Here is a 17,073-nt window from a genome sequence, read left to right as displayed (position 1 = left end):
GGCCCCGAGGCGGGCTATTCCTGTGGCGCGTCGTCGGTCGTCTGGGCGTGGTTGAGGGCCTCGTGGAGCACGGCCAGGCGCTCCACCGGGTCATCCAGCTCCAGCAACTGCTGCCGGTCCTGTGGCGGGATGGGCAGCAACTCCGCCAACCGGCAGCCCACCCATTCGGCGTCCCCGGGGTGGCGGGACAGGGCCGCCCAGGGCCCGCGAATCTGTTCAAGGATGCGGTCCAGCAGTGCCGCCAGTGCGGCGTGCTCTTCCGGCAGCGGTGTGGCCGGCGGCTGCGGCAGCCACTCCACCTCCGCCCGCTGCAGCCCGTTCTTTTCCACCTCGCGCGAGACGATGCGAAAGCGCTGCTCGCCGCGGACGGTGATCCCCAGCAGGCCGTCAGTGCGTTGCTCCCAGTCGACGATCCGGGCCAGGGTGCCGACCGCTTCCGGTTCTGCCGGCTGGCCCGCCTCCCGGCCGTCCACGATACGGCAGACGCCGAAGCCCCGGTCCTCGCGCAGGCATTCGGCCACCATGTCCAGGTAACGGGGCTCGAACAGCCGAAGCACCAGGGGGCCGCCGGGGAAGAGTACGGTCTGCAGTGGGAAGAGGGGGAGCCGGTTGTTCACGCCTTGCCCCCTCCGCTGGCCGTGGGGCTCAGCCGCTCGCCCCAGGCGGGCAGCAGCGCCTGGGGGGCGCCCAGTTGGTCGAGTATGCGTGCCACGATGAAGTCCACCAGCGCCTCCACCGATTGCGGGTGATGGTAAAAGCCCGGGTTGGCCGGCAGGATGACGCTGCCCATGCGGCTGAGTCGCAGCATGTTCTCCAAGTGGATGTCGGAGAAGGGCGTCTCCCGGGGCACCAGGATAAGCCTACCCCTCTCTTTTAGCACAACGTCCGCTGCGCGTTCGATCAGGTTGTCGCTGGCACCGGTGGCGATGGCCGAGAGGGTCCCCATGCTGCAGGGGCAGACCACCATCTGCCGGGGGGCGCCGGAGCCGGAGGCCACCGGCGCGGTCCATTGCCGCTCGCTGAATACAGCCAGCGGGGCACTGTCGGGCAGCCGGCACCACTCGAGCAGGCGCCGCTCCATGGCCGCCGGTTTGCTGGGCAACTGCAGCTCGGTCTCCATTCCCAGAACCACCCGCGCCGCCTCGGAGAGCAGCAGGTGGACCGGGGTGTCGGTGTGCAGCAGGCACTGCAGCAGGCGCAGCCCGTAGGGCATGCCGGAGGCGCCGGTCAGGGCGAGGGTGACGTGGTTGCGCATCAGCTGGAGACCTCCTGTGGTGCCAGCGCGGCCAGCAGCCGGGTGTGTATGCCGCCGAAGGCCCCATTGCTCATCACCACCACCCGGTCGCCGGCGCGGGCTTTTTCCCTGATCTCCTGGACCAGGCCCTCGACGCTGTCGGCCACGGTGGCGGCCGGTTCCATGCCATGCAGGGCATCGGCGACCCGCCAGTCCAGGCCGGTCCCCTGCAGGGCGAAAACGGCGTCCGCCGGGGCCAGGGCGGTGCGGAGTTGGTCGCGGTGGAGGCCCATGCGCATGGTGTTGGAGCGCGGCTCCAGCACGGCCAGCAGCCGCCCGGGCCCGGGGCGCATCGCCTCCAGGGTGGCGCGGATGGCGGTGGGGTGGTGGGCAAAGTCGTCGTACACGCGGACGCCGCCGGCCTCGCCGCGCAGCTCCAGCCGCCGTTTGACGCCGCGGAAACCTTCCAGCGCCGCCAGACCAGTCGCCAGGGGCACGCCCGCGTGGCGGGCGGCCAGCAGGGCGGCGGCGCAGTTGGCGGCGTTGTGGAGCCCCGGCAACGGCAGTCGGGCGCAGTGCTCCGCGCCGTCTGGGCCGCGCAGCAGCAGGTCGCCGCTGTCGTTCACCCGGTAGCGCCAGTCGCTGTCCACGCCGGTGCCCAGGCCCAGGACGGGCGTCCAGCAGCCCTGGTCGAGGGTTTCGGCGACGCTGGCCTGGTCTTGGTTGGCGATGATCAGGCCCTGGCCGGGCACGGTGCGCACCAGGTGGTGGAATTGCCGCTGGATGGCCGCCAGGTCGGGGAAGATATCCGCGTGATCGAACTCGATGTTGTTGATGACCAGGGTTCGGGGGCGGAAGTGGACGAACTTGGAGCGCTTGTCGAAGAAGGCGCTGTCGTATTCGTCGGCCTCGATCACGAAGAAGGGCCCGCCGCCCAGTCGGGCCGAGCGGCCGAAGTTGGCCGGTACACCCCCCACCAGGAAGCCGGGCTCCAGCCCGGCGTACTCCAGGATCCAGGCCAGCAGGCTGGCCGTGGTGGTCTTGCCGTGGGTGCCGGCGACGGCCAGCACCCAGCGCCCCTGCAGCAGGTGCTCGCCGAGCCATTGCGGCCCGGAAGTGTAGGACATGCCCTTGTCGAGGGCGTGCTCCACCGCCGGGTTGCCGCGGGAGAGGGCGTTGCCGACGATCACCTGGTCCGGTGCCGGTGGCCCCTCCAGGTGCTCGGCGTGGTAGCCCTCGCGCAGGTCCACCGCCTGCTCGGCCAGCATCGCGCTCATGGGCGGATAGATCCCCTGATCGCTGCCGCTGACCGTGTAACCGGCCTCCCGCGCCAGCAGCGCCAGTCCGCCCATGAAGGTGCCGCAGATACCTAGTATGTGTAGATGCATGTCGGCTCCCTGGTTGGTGCCGTGGTGCCCCGGGGATCAGTCCAGGGCGGTCACGATCTGCAGCACGATAATCATATAGGCCACGGCCGCCAACACGCCCAGGCTGCGGCGGATGTCCATGGCCTCGGAGAGGATGAAGCCCAGCACCGCCAGGCGCCAGGCCCAGATGGCCAGCGCCACGATCAGGAGGCCCGCGCCCGCCTCGTCGGCCCCGGCCACCTGCAGCTGCACCCCCAGCATCGGGATGCTGAGCAGCAGGTCGGTGCCGAAGACCGCGCTGGCGGTCTGGTTGAACCGGGGCAGCGCCCCGCGCAGGCGCAGGGCCAGGTAGACCAGCCCCAGCGTGACCCCGGCGGCCACCAGCAATTGCAGTTCCACGGGGCCCGAACCGGGCAGTATGCCGGCGGCCAGGTAGCCGATCCCGAGGCTGCCGGCGACCAGCAGTACCAACAGGTTAGGCGAGGCGGAGAGGTCTGCCGGGCTGGACCGGAAGACCAGAATGCGCAACAGCGCACGCAAGTTTTCCACAAAAAAAGGCATAGTTGGGTGATTGTCCCGGTGGTGGGTGATGGGGTGGAAGATTCCTTATCCTGCAATGCAGCATTTTCCGGCTTGATCCATTATACTCCCGCGTATTCCGCGCCCGGGCAAGGCTCCGGGCCCCGGCAACATGCACGACACAACGGAGAGCGCTCATGATCCTGGAACGGGTAGGCCCTGGCGACAAAGCCCCTGAAGAGGTCAATGTCATCATCGAGATCCCGCTGCGCGGCGAGCCGGTGAAATACGAGGTGGACAAGGACAGTGGTGCGATGTTCGTGGACCGTTTCATGGGCACGGCCATGCACTACCCCTGCAACTACGGCTACATCCCCAACACCTTGTGCGACGATGGCGATCCGGCCGACGTGCTGGTCCTGACCCCCTTCCCCGTGATCACCGGCTCCGTCATCAAGTGCCGCCCCATCGGCGTGCTGAAGATGACCGACGAGGCGGGCGAGGACGCCAAGGTGCTGGCTGTGCCGGTGGGCAAGCTCACCGCCATGTACGAGGACGTGAACAACCCCAGCGACCTGCCTCAGATCATGCTCGACCAGATCAGCCACTTCTTCGAGCACTACAAGGACCTGGAGCCGGGCAAGTGGGTGCGTATCGATGGCTGGGAGGATTCCGAATCCGCCCGCGAGGAGCTCCGCAAGTCCATCGAGAATTACGAGGGCTGAGCTGCCCGACGCAAAGCGCTGGGGCGGAGAAGCTGCAGTATTTTCTCCGCTTTGGCGCGCATCGGACTAAAAATTCTTGAGAAAATTGGATTCCGGCTTGGCCAGTTCGGAATTCGGTCTTACACTAATACCAAGGAATCCGTCAGGAGTTCTGGGGCAGAGGTATCGCCGGGCATTTATTGCCCATCCTGCGGTCCAAGGTACAGACGGTCGGTGACAGTTCGTTGGACTTCCTGTTACAGGTTCGCGATACTGCGCCGCTAACTCAGACACAGGCGACTCGCCGCTGCTCTTGCAGGGCAGCGACCAGCTAGAGGTGGTGATCATGGCCCGTGCCATGACGGCAGATCAGCTGCGTAGAGAGAACGAAGCCTTTCGGTGTACGGCCGGCGTCAGCCAGCACAACCGTAAGGAAGGGTTCCGTCCGGCGTTTCTCGACAGTGAGACGGGGGTAGTCTACCTCTCCCGCAACCGGGACGGCTCCGTGGCCCCCTTCCACCGTCTGGACGGCCTCCCGGAGGAGCTGGTCTGGCGGCGCGACGAGCAGGGCCGTGTCTTGGCCGTCAAGCCCTCGCTGGTCTCGGGCTTCGAGCGCGACGGGCACTTCTTCACCCGCGAGCAGGCCGCCTGTCTGGTCATCGACGCCAGCTGAGCCCGCCCCGTGTCCCATACCCAGATCACCCTGGACTGTGACCAGTCGCAGTTGTCGCGCGTCGAGGCATTGCTTGAAGACCTGGGCGCGCTCGCGGTCACCCTGAATGAACCCGACGATGAAGAGGTGCTGGAGCCGGGGCCCGGCGAACAGCGCCTCTGGTCGCACATGCGGCTGACCGCGCTGTTCGATCCTGACGCGGTGGACCCGCTACACGTTCAGGCCCGGCTCGGCGAGGTGCTTGGCGCAGCACCTGCGGGCTGGCACGTGGAAGCCTTGGAAGACCGGGCGTGGGAGCGGGCCTGGATGGACGACTTCCACCCCATGCGTTTCGGCGAGCGGCTCTGGGTGGTGCCCTGGGGGCAGACCCCGCCCGCAGCCGACGCGGTCAATCTGCGCCTCGACCCGGGGCTCGCGTTTGGTACCGGCACCCACCCCACGACCGCGCTCTGCCTCCGCTGGCTCGACGCTCAGCCGCTGGATGCCCGCACGCGCCTGGTGGATTACGGCTGTGGCTCCGGCATACTCGCCGTCGCCGGTTGTTTGCTGGGTGCCGGCGAATGCATTGCCGTGGACAACGACCCGCAGGCCCTGCAGGCCACCGCCGAGAACGCCCGCCGCAACGGGGTTGGCGAGCGGATCCGCATTCAGGCCCCGGACCAGGGCCTGCCCCGCGGGCGGGCGGATGTGCTGGTGGCCAATATCCTGGCCGGTGTGCTCCTGGCGCTGGGGGAGCAACTGGCGGAGGGCGTGCGGCCTGGGGGGCGGGTGGCCCTGTCCGGGATCCTGCGCAGTCAGGTGGCGGCGGTGCAGGCATGCTATAGTTCGTGGTTTGAAATGGGTGAACCGGCGTACCAGGGGGACTGGGCCTTGCTGACAGGTACCCGGCGGGGGTAAGGGATGACCGCAGAGCACCGCCCGGGAACCGGCCCCGCGTGGGCGGCTTGGGGCCTTTCGGCGCTGCTTCTGCTGCTGTTGCTGGGGCAGCTCAGCTACCTTTACCGGGAAGCGTTGGCGCAGCAGCCACAGCTGCGGCCCTGGGCAGATGGGGTCTGCGCAGTGGCCGGCTGTACCCTTCCCCGCTATCGCGAGCCCGAGGCGTTTCGGGTGGACGAGCGCACATTCGAGTTTCACCGGCACCGGGATGACGTGCTCGTCCTGCGTGGCAGGCTGGTCAACGGGGCGCCGTTCCGGCAGGATTTCCCCGAAATGCACGTGCACATGCGTGACATGGACGGGCATACGCTGGGGGCGCGCTGGTTCACCGCCGAGGAGTACCTGGACGCCGCCGAGCCCGTGGCACCGGGCCGGGCGGGCCTGGCCCCGGGACAGGTGGTAGGCCTGCACCTGGAGTTGATGGTGCCCCTTGATGAGGTGCCCAGCGTGGCACTGGGCTTCCGGTGAGGCCCGTAGCACCCGTTTGTGATGGCCCCGGGTTGCGGCTTGCATTGCCCGGGGATCCGCAGGACACTCTGCAGCCTTTCCCCGTGACAGATGCGCCTTATGGAACAACAGTTACCCTCCAAAACAACGAATTCCTCCACGGGCGTGGACAACGGCGGCGCGATCGCGCCGCTGCGCGAGGCCGTCTCTGAGGCCCTGGATCAGTATTTTCAGCAGCTAAACGGGCATGATTGCTACGGCCTGCACCAGCTGGTGATGCGCGAGGTGGAAGTGCCGCTGATCCAGGCCGCGATGGCGTACGCTGACGGCAACCAGACGCGCGCCGCCCAGCTGCTGGGGATCAACCGCGGTACGCTGCGCCGCAAGCTGCGCGAGTACCAGCTGTAACGCCCGATTTCAGCCCCAATCCAACCCAGAAGGACAGCTCCCATGGCCACAGCGAGTGACCTCCGGCCGGTGCGCCGGGCGTTGATCAGTGTTTCCGACAAGACCGGCATCGAGCAGTTCGCCCGGGCCCTGCACGAGCAGGGGGTGGAACTGCTCTCCACGGGCGGTACCGCGCGCCTGCTGCGCGACGCCGGGCTGCCGGTCACCGAGGTTTCGGACTACACCGGCTTCCCCGAGATCATGGCCGGCCGGGTCAAGACCCTGCACCCCAAGGTGCACGGCGGCCTGCTGGGGCGCCGTGGCACCGATGACGCGGTCATGGCCGAGCAGGGCATCCAGCCCATCGACCTGCTGGCGGTGAACCTCTACCCCTTCGAGCGCACCGTCGCCGACCCGGACTGCAGCCTCGAGGACGCCATCGAGAACATCGACATCGGCGGGCCGGCCATGCTCCGTGCCGCCGCCAAGAACCACGCCGACGTGGCCGTGGTCACCGATCCGGCGGACCACGAGGCGTTGATCGACGCGCTCAAGCGCGAGGGCGGTCTGCGCCTGGCCACCCGCTTCAACCTGGCGGTGAAGGCCTACGAGCACACCGCCCGTTACGACGGGGCCATAGCCAGCTACCTGGGGGCCCGCGTGGAAGAGGGCGAACCGGCCCGGTTTCCGCGGACCTTCAACGTGCAGTTCGAGAAGGCGCTGGACATGCGCTACGGCGAGAATCCCCACCAGGCGGCCGCCTTCTACCGCGAGCACGATATCGCCGAGCCCTGCGTGGCCACCGCCGAGCAGTTCCAGGGCAAGGCACTGTCCTACAACAACGTGGCCGACACCGACGCCGCCCTGGAGTGCGTGAAGGCCTTCGAGGCCCCGGCCTGCGTCATCGTCAAGCACGCCAACCCCTGCGGCGTGGCCATCGGCGAGGACCTGCTCAGCGCCTACGACCGCGCCTTCGAGGCGGACCCCACCTCGGCCTTCGGTGGCATCATCGCCTTCAACCGCGAACTGGACGGTAAGACCGCCGCGGCCATCGTCGAACGCCAGTTCGTGGAGGTGATCATTGCCCCCACGGTGAGCAGCGAGGCCCGGGAGGCGGTGGCCGCCCGCAAGAACGTGCGACTGCTCGCCTGCGGCCAGTGGGGCGCGGAGCGTGCCACGGGGCTGGACTACAAGCGGGTCGGCGGGGGGGTGCTGGTTCAGGAGCGGGACATCGCCCGCGTCCCCCGCGCGGACCTCAAGGTGGTCACGAAAAAGCAGCCGGACGAGCAGACCTGGAACGACCTGCTGTTCGCCTGGGAGGTAGTGCGCTACGTCAAGTCCAACGCCATCATCTTCGCCTCGGGCGGGCGCAGCCTGGGTATCGGTGCCGGGCAGATGAGCCGGGTGTTCAGCACCCGCATCGCCCGCGACAAGGCCGCCGAGGCGGGCCTGAGCGTGCAGGGTGCGGCGATGGCCTCCGATGCCTTCTTCCCCTTCCGCGACGGCTTGGACCAGGCCGCAGAGGCGGGGATCGGCTCGGTGATCCAGCCGGGTGGCTCCATGCGCGACCAGGAGGTCATCGACGCCGCGGACGAGCACGGCCTGGTCATGGTATTCACGGGTATGCGGCACTTCCGGCATTGAGCCGGGCCGCCCAGCAAGACGACGGAGTACGCTAAATGAAAGTGCTGGTAGTGGGTAATGGCGGGCGCGAGCATGCCCTGGCCTGGAAGCTGGCGCAGTCGCCGCGCGTCGAAGAGGTGTTGGTGGCGCCGGGTAATGCGGGCACGGCCCTGGAGCCCGGGGTGCGCAACGTGGCCGTGGGGGCCAGCGACATCCCCGCGCTCGTTCAGCTGGCGCGCAACGAAGAGGTGGCGCTGACCGTGGTCGGCCCCGAGGCCCCGCTGGTGGCGGGTATTGTCGATGCCTTCCAGGACAACAACCTGCGCTGCCTGGGCCCCACCCGCAGCGCGGCGGAACTGGAGGGCTCCAAGGCCTTCACCAAGCACTTTCTCGCCCGGTACGAAATCCCCACCGCCGAGTACCAGGTGTTCACTGACCTGGAGTCGGCCCAGGCCTATATCCGCGAGAAGGGCGCGCCCATCGTGGTCAAGGCCGATGGCCTGGCGGCCGGCAAGGGCGTCACCGTGGCGCAGACCTTGGGCGAGGCCCTGCTGGCCGCCGAGGAGATGCTGAGTGGCACCGCCTTCGGCGAGGCCGGGCAGCGGATCGTGGTCGAGGAGTTTCTGCAGGGCGAGGAGCTGAGCTTCATCGCCCTGGTGGACGGCGAGCACGTGCTCCCGCTGGCCTCCTCCCAGGATCACAAGGCCCGTGACGAGGGCGACCAGGGCCCGAATACCGGCGGTATGGGGGCTTACTCCCCCGCGCCTGTCCTTACCGCGGAGCTGTATGACCGGGTGATGGAGCAGGTCATTCACCCGACGGTGCGGGGGCTGGCCGAGGAGGGGCGCCGTTACACCGGTTTCCTGTACGCCGGGCTCATGGTGGACGGGCAGGGCGGCGTGAAGGTGCTGGAGTACAACTGCCGACTGGGTGACCCGGAGACCCAGCCCATCCTCATGCGTCTGGACAGCGACCTGCTGAGCCTGTGCGAGGCGGCATTGGATGGCCGCCTGCCGGAGGTCGAGGCGGAGTGGAAGCCGCAGGCGTCGCTGGGCGTGGTCCTGGCCGCGGGTGGTTACCCGGGCAGCTACCGCAAAGGGGATGTGATCGCCGGGCTGCGCGAGGCCTACCCGGAGGGCATCAAGGTGTTCCACGCCGGGACCGCGCTCGATGATGACGGCCAGGTGCTGACCAACGGCGGGCGGGTGCTCTGCGCCTGTGCGCTGGGGGACACCGTGGGTGAAGCGCAGGCGGGGGCTTACCGGTTGGTGGACGAGATCAGCTGGGAGGGTGCCTTCTGCCGGCGGGACATCGGCTACCGCGCCATTGAGCGGGAGCAGTCACAGGGCTAAACCGCTCCGACGCCATTCCCGCGGCAGAAAAAAGCCGCCGTCCCCTGGAGGGGGCGGCGGCTTTTTTTGGTCGCCTGCCGCGAGGGCAGGCGGCGCAGCCTCTGCCGCTTACGCGGACTTGCTGCTGGAGCTGGAGCGGCTGCTGGTCTTGCTGCTGCTGCCGGCCGTGCTGGAGCTGCTGCGACGGCTGCTGCTGGCACCGCTGGTGCTCTTGCTGGTGGTAGAGCTGCTGCCGGTGCTCTTTTTGGTCGAGTCAGCGCTGCTGCTGGTGCCCGGGATGACGGTCAGCGGCACGCCGGTCTCGGTGGCCAGCTTGCTCACCTGCTCGCCAAAATCGCGGCCCAGGTCGGCCAGCTTGTTGGCGTCCTCGTTGATCTTGCGGTTGCACTGCTCCGCCAGGGCCTTCTGGCTCTCCAGGTAGTTCTGGAGACTGGCCTGATCGCTGATTTCCAGGATCTGGCGCGCCTGGTTGAAGGTCAGCTCGGACCAGGAGCGGGCGATGTCCAGCTGCAGCTGGCTGTACTGCTCGACACCGTCCAGCATCAGGCTGAACATGCGGCGCATGGGCTCGCCCTGGCTCTCCAGCTGCTTGCGGACGGTCTCGATCTGAGACTGCATCTGTTCGTTGATCTGTTCGTACATGGTGATACCTCCAAAGGCATGATTGATAGCTTGTGCGTTGCAACATAGCACGCGTTTTGGTGCGTTGCAACAAGCGCCAAAAAGCCTTCTATACTGCTTGGGTAGGCCATGCCGGACGGGAGAGGATGCCACCATGACAAGGCAGCAGATCTACGTGGGCAACCTGCCCACGGACTGTGACGAACAGGCACTGCAGACGCTATTCCAGCCCTTTGGTCGGGTCTGGTCCGCGCGCCTGGTGCTGGATCGCAGCAGCGGTGAGCCCAGGGGGTTCGCCTTTGTGGAGATGGACCCGGAGGCGGCCCGGGAGGCTATTGCCGCGCTGGATGGGCGCCATTACCGGGGGCGCGCCCTGCGGGTGAACCCGGCCCACGAGAAGCAGCCCCGGGGGCCGCGCGCCCTGCGCCTGCGCCGACGGGTGGTTCACCGATCGCTTTGACCGCCCGGCCGGGCACAAAAAACCCGGCAGGCCCCACAGGCCTGCCGGGTTCGTGTGCCGGCGAGCAGCGGCGTTTACCGCTCCTGGCCGCCGCCCCCGTAGGGGGTGCTCTGCTGACCGGGCGACTGGTCCAGGTTGCCGTAGCTGCTGCCGACCGGCTGTTGCTCGCTGCCGGCCGGCGGCGGCGTTTGCGGCTGTTGACCGGTCGGTTGCTGGGCCGGTGCCTCGCTGGCCATGGCCTGCTGGGTGTTGTGGTAGGCCCAGGCGAAGTAGCCCCGCGCGTTGGCGGTGACCGGGTCGTTTACCAGCAGGGCCTGGGACATGCGCGGGCGCAGGTATTTCTCCAGCACCTGGCCGCCACCGCCGGTGATCAGGATGTGATCGTACTCGGCGAGTTGCCACTGGGAGCGCACCTCCACCAGCAGCTTGGTGGCCAGCTCCTCGAACACCTGGTCGCGCAGCCCGCTGATGTCCACCGGCTGGCCGGAGACATTGATGGAGCCGGAGATGATGGAGTCGTCCAGCGTGTAGGTCTCGCGCTCCAGGCCGTACTCGGTGCTGAGCGACGAGGAGATGGTGTCGTAGCCGGTGGAGATGCCGATGGGCACGGTGCGGCTGAACGCCGGCGAATACTCGCCGTCCACGATGGTGGCCAGGTCGCTGGTGCGGAAGCCGATATCGATGATGCCGATACGGCCCTTGAGCATCGGGTTGCTCGCGCGCAGCTGCCCGCGGTTGTCGAGCACCTCGGACCAGTAGGTGCCCACCGGCTGAGGCACCACCTCGATCCGGTCGATGCGGATGCTCACCCCGAAGCGCTGACCGCCGGTCTGGCGGATGACCTCGTGGTCACCGCGCAACTGCCGTGTAAGGTCGTCCGCCAGGTGCATGCGGCCCGGGGGCAGACCGGTGACCACGTAGAAGTTGTTCATGGTCTCGCGGCAGTACATGGAGAGCGCGCCGAGAAAGAGGATGCGCAGGTCGTCGCCTTCGGAACGGGTGGGGGAGAGGCCGCGATGGGCGATCCGGGAGTGGCGGATGGCCAGGTCACCCAAAAAGTAGTGCTTGCCGTTTACGGTGACCCGCAGGTCCTCCGTGGGCGGCGGCTGGCGGAAACCCAGCGCCATGGGGGCCCCGGAGGAACCCTCGCCGACCACGCTGGGGAAGACGTGCCCCTCCCGGCCGTCATCTGATTTGATGAAGCCGTAGCCCATGTCCAGACCGATGCAACGTTCCACTGGCAGATCCCCCCTGGATGACTGTCTGCTGTCGCCGTCCCGGCCTGGCTCAATGAAGCCGGGCGGGCGCGCCGATGACTACTGATTCATTAACGTTATTGCCGGATGCTATCACAGCCCGGCAGCCGGCCACCATGACCGGTCCGCCGGGTCTTCACCGCCGGTCCCAGACCGTCTGGTGGGGCGCGGGCTGCGGTGTCACCTGGTTGTCCTTGCTCGCGGAGCGACCCGGGGCTTCGGCCATGTTGTCCCGGGCTGCGGCGGGCGGCCGGTCGGTCTCTACCTCCTCGGCGGGGGTGTCGTCCTCGGGCTGTGACGCCTCCGGCAGCGGTTCCTCTTCGGTGGTGGCATCGTCTGCCTCCGCTTTGGCGGGCGCCGGCTCCGGCGCTTCCTCCGCATCCACCTCGTCGTCGGTAGTGGCGGTGGGCTCGTTAACGGCGGGCTGGTCCTGGACAGACCCGGCTGCGAGGGCCTGCGCCTGCTGGTCCGGCAGAGCCAGCCGCTCCTCGTCCCGGGAGTGGCTCTGACCGCGGAACAGTCCACCCGGCTCAATGACAAAGGCATCGCTGTAGACCTCGCCGAAGACCTTGCCGTTGGTGACGATCTCCAGCGAGTGGCAGTCGACGTCACCCTCCAGGTGACCGCTGACCACAAGCCGTTCGGCCTGGATGCCCCCTTCCAGCCGGCCGCTCTCGCCGATGGATACGTCACCTTGGGCCCGGATGGTACCGCGTACGGTGCCGTCCAGGTGCAGTGCCGATTCGCAGGTCAGTTCTCCGGAGAACTCGGTGCCCGCAGCGATAACTGTTGTTCCTGAAGGCTTAGATTGCGTTTTATTCCCTTTGCCAAGGAGTCCCATTGTACCCGGCCCTCTTCTTCAAACAGTGCTTCGTAGTTATCGATATCCCAGGCGACGAACGGCTCCGGGTTGAGTTTGCGTTGCAGGTGCCAGACCTCGTAGTGCAGGTGCGGCCCGGTGGCCTGCCCGGTGCTACCCACCGTGCCGATCACGGTGCCCTCGCGGACGAACTCGCCCTGCTGGACCTGGATCTCGTGCAGGTGGGCGTAGTAGGTCTTGAAGGAGAAGTTGTGGTCGACGATGACCAGCTTGCCCAGACCGCTGTTGTGGCGGGCGGCGTAATTGACCACCCCGTCGGCGGTGGCCACCACCTCGGTGCCCCGGTCCGCCGCGTAGTCGGCCGCGCCATGGAAAGAGCGCTCGCCGGTGACCGGGTGCTTGCGCCAGCCGTAGCCGCTGGTGAGCCGGCTGTCGCCGTCCACCGGGTGGCCGCTGGGGAGTTGTTGCAGCATCAGCGCGCGCTCAAGCGCGGTCTGGCTGGCTACGTCCAGGCGCTGGCTGCGCTCCTGCTCCGGCTCCGGGCGCAGGCCCACCATGGCCTCAATGTGCCCCAGCTCCAGGTCGAGCTGGTTGAGTTCTGCGGACTGTTCGTCGATGACCCGGCTCAGTTCCGAGTTGCGCCGCTCGATGGCCTGCACCACCCGGGTCTTGTGCTCCTGCAGGTGTTCGTACTCGCGTTGGACGTGGTCGCGCCGTTCGGCCAGTTCGGCCAGGTTGTGGTTGAGCCACCAGATGAGCGCCGTGCCGACCAGAAACGCCAGGGCTACAGCCCCGACCACCCCCATTGCCACCCGCTTGACCAGCTGGTGCAGTGAGTAGTGCCGGGACCCCCGGTAATCGGTAATCGTCAGGGTGAAACGATCCCTCACAGTCCTTCGCCCGTTTTGTTCTGTGGTGTGCCCGGGGCAGGACGCCGGCGGCGACTAGGGTCGCTGATCCTCGTCCCGGCGGTACTCGCCTTCGATGATGTTGCCACCGCCGCGAGGCTGCTGTTGCTGGTGACGCGCCCGGCCGCGTTCTGCGGCCTGACGCAGCTGGCGGCGCAGCCACCACAGGCGTGCCGCAAAGACCACGGCCCCCACGGCGGCCACACCGAGCAGGGCCAGGAAGACAAAAATGCCCAGAAAGGCGGTGAAGCCGATCACCACGATGGCGCCGAGCACGCCGATGACCCGGCCGATCAGGTTGCCGGGGGTATTTGCTGTTTGCATACGACCTCTGGTTTCGCCGGGCGACCCGGCGACCAATGTAACACCATATCCCGGCAGGCAGAATGCCGGCCGGGCCTGGTGGAGTCAGACCTGGCGCTGGGCCTCCAGTTCCTCCCAGCGTTCGAAGGCGGTCATCAGCTCCGTCTCCAATTCGTTCAGCTCGGCCTGGAGTCGGGGGATGTCATCCGGGCTGTCCCGGTAGATGGCGGGGTCGGCCAGCCGTTGCTGCACTTCGGCCTGCCGCGCCTCCAGCCGTTCTATGGTCTCCGGCAGGCTGGCCAGTTCCCGCTGCGCCTTGTAGCCCAGCTTGGCCGGCCGGCGGCTGCTGGCCGCTGGGCGCCCGCCGTCGGGGCGGACGGCGGCCGTGGCAGCGCGGGCCTGCCGCGCCTGTTCGGCATCGCGCTGTGCACGGTAGCGCAGCCAGTCACTGTAGCCCCCGGCGTGCTCGGTGATGCGCCCCTCGCCCTCGAACACCCAGGTGCTGGTGACCACCTGATCCATGAACTCGCGATCGTGGCTGACCAGCAGCACGGTGCCGTCGAAATCCGCCAACCGATCCTCAAGCAGCTCCAGCGTCTCCATGTCCAGGTCGTTGGTGGGTTCGTCCAGCACCAGCAGGTTGGCCGGACGGGTGAACAGCCGGGCCAGCAGCAGCCTGGCCCGCTCACCGCCGGAGAGGCTGCGCACCGGGCTGCGCGCCCGGTCGGGGGTGAACAGGAAGTCCTGCAGGTAGCCCAGCACGTGGGTGCGCTTGCCGCCCACCTCGATGAACTCGCGCCCCTCGGCGATGTTGTCCGCCACGCTGCGGTCGTCGTCCAGCGTCTCGCGCAGCTGGTCGAACCAGGCCACCTCCAGCCGGGTGCCGGTGCGGATGTGCCCCTCGGTGGGCTGGATGCGTCCTAGCAGCAGGCGGAGCAGCGTGGTCTTGCCCACGCCGTTGGGGCCCACCAGTCCGATGCGGTCGCCGCGCAGCACCGTGGAGGAGAAGTCGCGGATCAGCGCCCGGCCGTCGGGTAGCGTGAAGCCCACGTGCTCGGCCTCGGCCACCAGCTTGCCCGATTGCTCGGCCGACTGGATGTCCAGGCGGCTGGTGCCCTGGGTGGTGCGGCGGGCAGCGTGCTGCTCACGCAAGGCCTGCAGGGCGCGGACCCGGCCCTGGTTGCGCGTGCGCCGCGCCTTGATGCCCTGGCGAATCCAGGCCTCCTCCTGTGCCAGCAGCTTGTCCTGCCGCGCCTGGGCCTGCGCCTCGGCGTTCAGCCTCTCGTCGCGCCGGCGGAGGTAATTGTCCCAGTCGCCCGGGTAACTGTGGGCCTGCCCCCGGTCGATCTCGACGATGCGGGTGGCCACCCGGCGCAGGAAAGCGCGGTCGTGGGTGACGAAGACCACGGCGGCATCGGTGGTGGCGATCACCTCCTCGAGCCGTTTGATCGCCTCCAGGTCCAGGTGGTTGGTGGGCTCGTCCAACAACAGCAGGTCCGGTTCGCGGACCAGTGCCCGGGCCAGCAGCACCTGCCGGCGCAGACCGCCGGAGAGCTCGTCGAAGCGGGCGTCCGCCGGCAGGCCCAGCCGGCTCAGGGTGGCTTCGACGCGGTTGTGCAGCGCCCAGCCGCCCCGGCTTTCCAGCTCGTGCTGCACCCGTTCCAGGCTGTCCATGGCGGCGGGGTCGCCGGTGGCCACCTGGCCGCTGATGCGGTGGTAGCGCTCGACCAACTCACCCAGCTCGCCCAGCCCTTCGGCCACCACGTGGTAGACGGAGCCGGCCATGCGCTCGGGGATGTCCTGGGGCAGCAGCGCCACGTTGAGTTTGTCCAGTCCCTCGATGCGGCCGCTGTCGGGGATGTGCTCGCCGGCCAGCAGTCGCAGCAGCGAGGACTTGCCGCAGCCGTTGCGGCCGAGCAGCGCGATGCGCTCACCCGGTTCCAGTTGCAGGCTGACCCCGTCCAGCAGGGTCGGGCCGCCGAAGGCCAGGTGGATGTCGTGCAGGTGGAGCAGCGCCAATTCAGGTCCTCATCGCATTGCCGAGGGGGCAGACATTCTACATCGTCCGGAGGCCACCGTAGAGCCGGGCGTGCGCGAGTGCGACAGAACACCAGCTTTGCCCCGGCCACGCGCTGCGGTATCTTTCCCCCGCATGAACCAAGACAGCGAGAACCAGCACCTGCCCGATCACCCGCTACGCCGTGCGATTCACGACGAGGTCCATGCCCGGCCTTTCGAGATCCTGCGCGCACCGGTGCGGGTGTCGCACCTGGCCATGCTCTCCGGCCGTTACGGGGCTGCTGATGACCGTGAACACGTGGCCGAATTGTGCCGCCGCTTCGGTGTCGCGCCGCCAACGCCGGGTGCCACCCACCTGAGCGCTGACTTCGGGCCGTTCCGCTTGAAGTGGGAACGGCGTACGGAGTTCTCCACGTACACATTCTTTGTCCAGGGTGAGTTCGATAACCCCTTTACCGAGCCCGCGATCTGTCAGGTGCCGCTGGACTGGCTGCAGGCGCTGCCTGGCCAACGCATGGTGGGCATCCACCTCGGGCTGGAGGCCGCGGACATGCCCGCCCGCAGCCTCACCGAGACGGTAGCCCTGTTTAATCAGAACACCGTCGTGGGCAGTGTGGTGTCCGACGGTGCGGCCCGGGCCTGGACCGATTTCCGCATCCACCAGGACGGCTACTCGCGCTTTCTGGTGCGAGACATCCGCCTGCGGGAGCGCCAGGCGGGCCGTGTGGTGCAGCGGCTACTGGAGATCGAGACCTACCGCATGATGGCCCTGCTCGCCTTCCCGGTGGCGCAGGAGGTCAGCCCGGAGCTGACGGCGCTGGAGGAGCGGTTGGCGGACATGACCCAGCAGCTGGCGGACATTCGCGCGCTGGAGGACGAGCAGGGGCTGCTTGCCGAGCTCTCCTCGCTGGCCGCCAAGGTGGAGCGCATCGGCAACGCCACCCACTATCGCTTCAACGCGGCGCGGGCCTACTACTCGCTGGTGGGGCGACGCATGGCGGAACTGCGGGAGCAGCGGGTGCCGGGCTTGCAGACCGTCAAGGGGTTTCTGGATCGGCGCCTGGAGCCGGCGATGCAGACCTGCGAGTCGGTGGCCCGTCGCCAGGAGTCCCTGGCGTTGCGGGTGGCACGCACCGCCGACCTGCTGCGCACCCGTGTGGACGTGGCCCTGGAGGCGCAGAACCGCGATCTTCTGGACTCCATGAATCGCCGTGCCCGCCTGCAGATGCGCCTGCAGGAGACGGTGGAAGGCCTGTCCGTGGTGGCCATCAGTTACTACGGCGTCTCGCTGGTGGGCTACCTGCTCGGCGCTGGCCATGCCGCTGGCCTGGACGTCCCCGTGGACCTGCTGCGCGGCGCGGCGGTGCCCGTGGTGGTGGCCGCTGTCTGGCTGGGCGTGCGCTGGGTCAAGCGGCGCGTGGTCGGTCGCAGCGGACACTGACCC

General features: G+C 68.2%; 19 protein-coding genes. 9 read left to right on the top strand and 10 right to left on the bottom strand.

The features are described 5' to 3' along the window. Positions 1–14: 14 nt before the first annotated feature. From DFR31_RS05250 to DFR31_RS05235, 4 genes are read right to left on the bottom strand one after another with little or no spacing between them, the layout of a single operon-like run. Positions 15–617: an LON peptidase substrate-binding domain-containing protein gene (locus DFR31_RS05250; RefSeq protein ID WP_121441575.1), complete on the bottom strand. Its 603-nt coding sequence runs from the start codon at positions 615–617 to the stop codon at positions 15–17. Next, positions 614–1,255: a flavin prenyltransferase UbiX gene (locus tag DFR31_RS05245; protein ID WP_170153603.1), complete on the bottom strand. Its 642-nt coding sequence runs from the start codon at positions 1,253–1,255 to the stop codon at positions 614–616. The genes DFR31_RS05250 and DFR31_RS05245 overlap by 4 nt, the downstream gene beginning before the upstream one ends. Continuing rightward, positions 1,255–2,622: a UDP-N-acetylmuramate:L-alanyl-gamma-D-glutamyl-meso-diaminopimelate ligase gene (gene mpl / locus DFR31_RS05240; protein ID WP_121441574.1), complete on the bottom strand. Its 1,368-nt coding sequence runs from the start codon at positions 2,620–2,622 to the stop codon at positions 1,255–1,257. The genes DFR31_RS05245 and mpl overlap by 1 nt, the downstream gene beginning before the upstream one ends. A gap of 36 nt (positions 2,623–2,658) precedes the next feature. Next, complete coding sequence (locus tag DFR31_RS05235) at positions 2,659–3,162, bottom strand: hypothetical protein (RefSeq protein ID WP_121441573.1); 504 nt, start codon at positions 3,160–3,162, stop codon at positions 2,659–2,661. Between the two features lie 155 nt (positions 3,163–3,317). Here DFR31_RS05235 and ppa point away from each other — a divergent pair, with 155 nt between their 5' ends. The 7 genes from ppa (at position 3,318) to purD (ending at position 9,242) form a co-directional block, all read left to right on the top strand. Further along, positions 3,318–3,845: an inorganic diphosphatase gene (gene ppa / locus DFR31_RS05230; protein WP_121441572.1), complete on the top strand. Its 528-nt coding sequence runs from the start codon at positions 3,318–3,320 to the stop codon at positions 3,843–3,845. A 325-nt stretch (positions 3,846–4,170) separates the two neighbouring features. Further along, entirely contained in the window at positions 4,171–4,497 is a 327-nt protein-coding gene (locus tag DFR31_RS05225; protein ID WP_121442178.1) for a hypothetical protein, read from the top strand. 9 nt (positions 4,498–4,506) lie between these two features. Continuing rightward, on the top strand, positions 4,507–5,394 hold the full coding sequence (gene prmA, locus DFR31_RS05220) for a 50S ribosomal protein L11 methyltransferase (protein WP_121441571.1): 888 nt from the start codon (positions 4,507–4,509) through the stop codon (positions 5,392–5,394). A 3-nt stretch (positions 5,395–5,397) separates the two neighbouring features. Beyond that, positions 5,398–5,901 (top strand): DUF3426 domain-containing protein, encoded by a 504-nt coding sequence (locus DFR31_RS05215; RefSeq protein WP_121441570.1) that lies wholly within the window; start codon positions 5,398–5,400, stop codon positions 5,899–5,901. A 99-nt stretch (positions 5,902–6,000) separates the two neighbouring features. Then, positions 6,001–6,288, top strand: a complete 288-nt coding sequence (fis, locus tag DFR31_RS05210; protein ID WP_121441569.1) for a DNA-binding transcriptional regulator Fis — start codon at positions 6,001–6,003, stop codon at positions 6,286–6,288. A 42-nt stretch (positions 6,289–6,330) separates the two neighbouring features. Further along, positions 6,331–7,911 carry a bifunctional phosphoribosylaminoimidazolecarboxamide formyltransferase/IMP cyclohydrolase gene (purH, locus tag DFR31_RS05205; protein ID WP_121441568.1) on the top strand — a complete coding sequence of 527 codons (1,581 nt, stop codon included), beginning with the start codon at positions 6,331–6,333 and terminating at the stop codon, positions 7,909–7,911. A gap of 35 nt (positions 7,912–7,946) precedes the next feature. Beyond that, positions 7,947–9,242, top strand: a complete 1,296-nt coding sequence (gene purD / locus DFR31_RS05200; RefSeq protein WP_121441567.1) for a phosphoribosylamine--glycine ligase — start codon at positions 7,947–7,949, stop codon at positions 9,240–9,242. Positions 9,243–9,350: 108 nt separating this feature from the next. Here the strand turns inward: purD and DFR31_RS05195 are convergent, their stop codons facing one another. Next, positions 9,351–9,884 carry a phasin family protein gene (locus tag DFR31_RS05195; protein ID WP_170153602.1) on the bottom strand — a complete coding sequence of 178 codons (534 nt, stop codon included), beginning with the start codon at positions 9,882–9,884 and terminating at the stop codon, positions 9,351–9,353. Between the two features lie 133 nt (positions 9,885–10,017). Here DFR31_RS05195 and DFR31_RS05190 point away from each other — a divergent pair, with 133 nt between their 5' ends. Next, entirely contained in the window at positions 10,018–10,323 is a 306-nt protein-coding gene (locus DFR31_RS05190) for an RNA recognition motif domain-containing protein (protein WP_121441565.1), read from the top strand. Between the two features lie 74 nt (positions 10,324–10,397). On the opposite strand, the gene DFR31_RS05185 is transcribed toward DFR31_RS05190, so the two are convergent. From DFR31_RS05185 to DFR31_RS05165, 5 genes are all read right to left on the bottom strand, one after another. Beyond that, positions 10,398–11,561 (bottom strand): ParM/StbA family protein, encoded by a 1,164-nt coding sequence (locus DFR31_RS05185; protein ID WP_170153601.1) that lies wholly within the window; start codon positions 11,559–11,561, stop codon positions 10,398–10,400. 154 nt (positions 11,562–11,715) lie between these two features. Continuing rightward, positions 11,716–12,420 (bottom strand): bactofilin family protein, encoded by a 705-nt coding sequence (locus DFR31_RS05180; RefSeq protein ID WP_121441564.1) that lies wholly within the window; start codon positions 12,418–12,420, stop codon positions 11,716–11,718. Next, the gene (locus tag DFR31_RS05175) at positions 12,330–13,289 is read right to left on the bottom strand and encodes a M23 family metallopeptidase (protein ID WP_121441563.1); all 960 of its coding nucleotides are present in this window, start codon (positions 13,287–13,289) and stop codon (positions 12,330–12,332) included. Before DFR31_RS05175 ends, DFR31_RS05180 begins: the two co-directional genes overlap by 91 nt. Before the next feature lie 54 nt (positions 13,290–13,343). Next, positions 13,344–13,631 carry an FxsA family protein gene (locus tag DFR31_RS05170; RefSeq protein ID WP_121441562.1) on the bottom strand — a complete coding sequence of 96 codons (288 nt, stop codon included), beginning with the start codon at positions 13,629–13,631 and terminating at the stop codon, positions 13,344–13,346. 84 nt (positions 13,632–13,715) lie between these two features. Beyond that, positions 13,716–15,629 carry an ATP-binding cassette domain-containing protein gene (locus tag DFR31_RS05165; protein WP_121441561.1) on the bottom strand — a complete coding sequence of 638 codons (1,914 nt, stop codon included), beginning with the start codon at positions 15,627–15,629 and terminating at the stop codon, positions 13,716–13,718. A gap of 133 nt (positions 15,630–15,762) precedes the next feature. Between DFR31_RS05165 and DFR31_RS05160 the strand changes: the two genes are divergently transcribed. Beyond that, positions 15,763–17,070 (top strand): DUF3422 family protein, encoded by a 1,308-nt coding sequence (locus DFR31_RS05160; RefSeq protein ID WP_121441560.1) that lies wholly within the window; start codon positions 15,763–15,765, stop codon positions 17,068–17,070. Positions 17,071–17,073: the final 3 nt, after the last annotated feature.

Origin of the sequence: Alkalispirillum mobile, from assembly GCF_003664325.1 — a bacterium.
GTDB lineage: Bacteria > Pseudomonadota > Gammaproteobacteria > Nitrococcales > Halorhodospiraceae > Alkalilimnicola > Alkalilimnicola mobilis.
The sequence above is the reverse complement of the archived record's forward strand: the minus strand, read 5'-3'. Positions and strand labels throughout refer to the sequence as shown.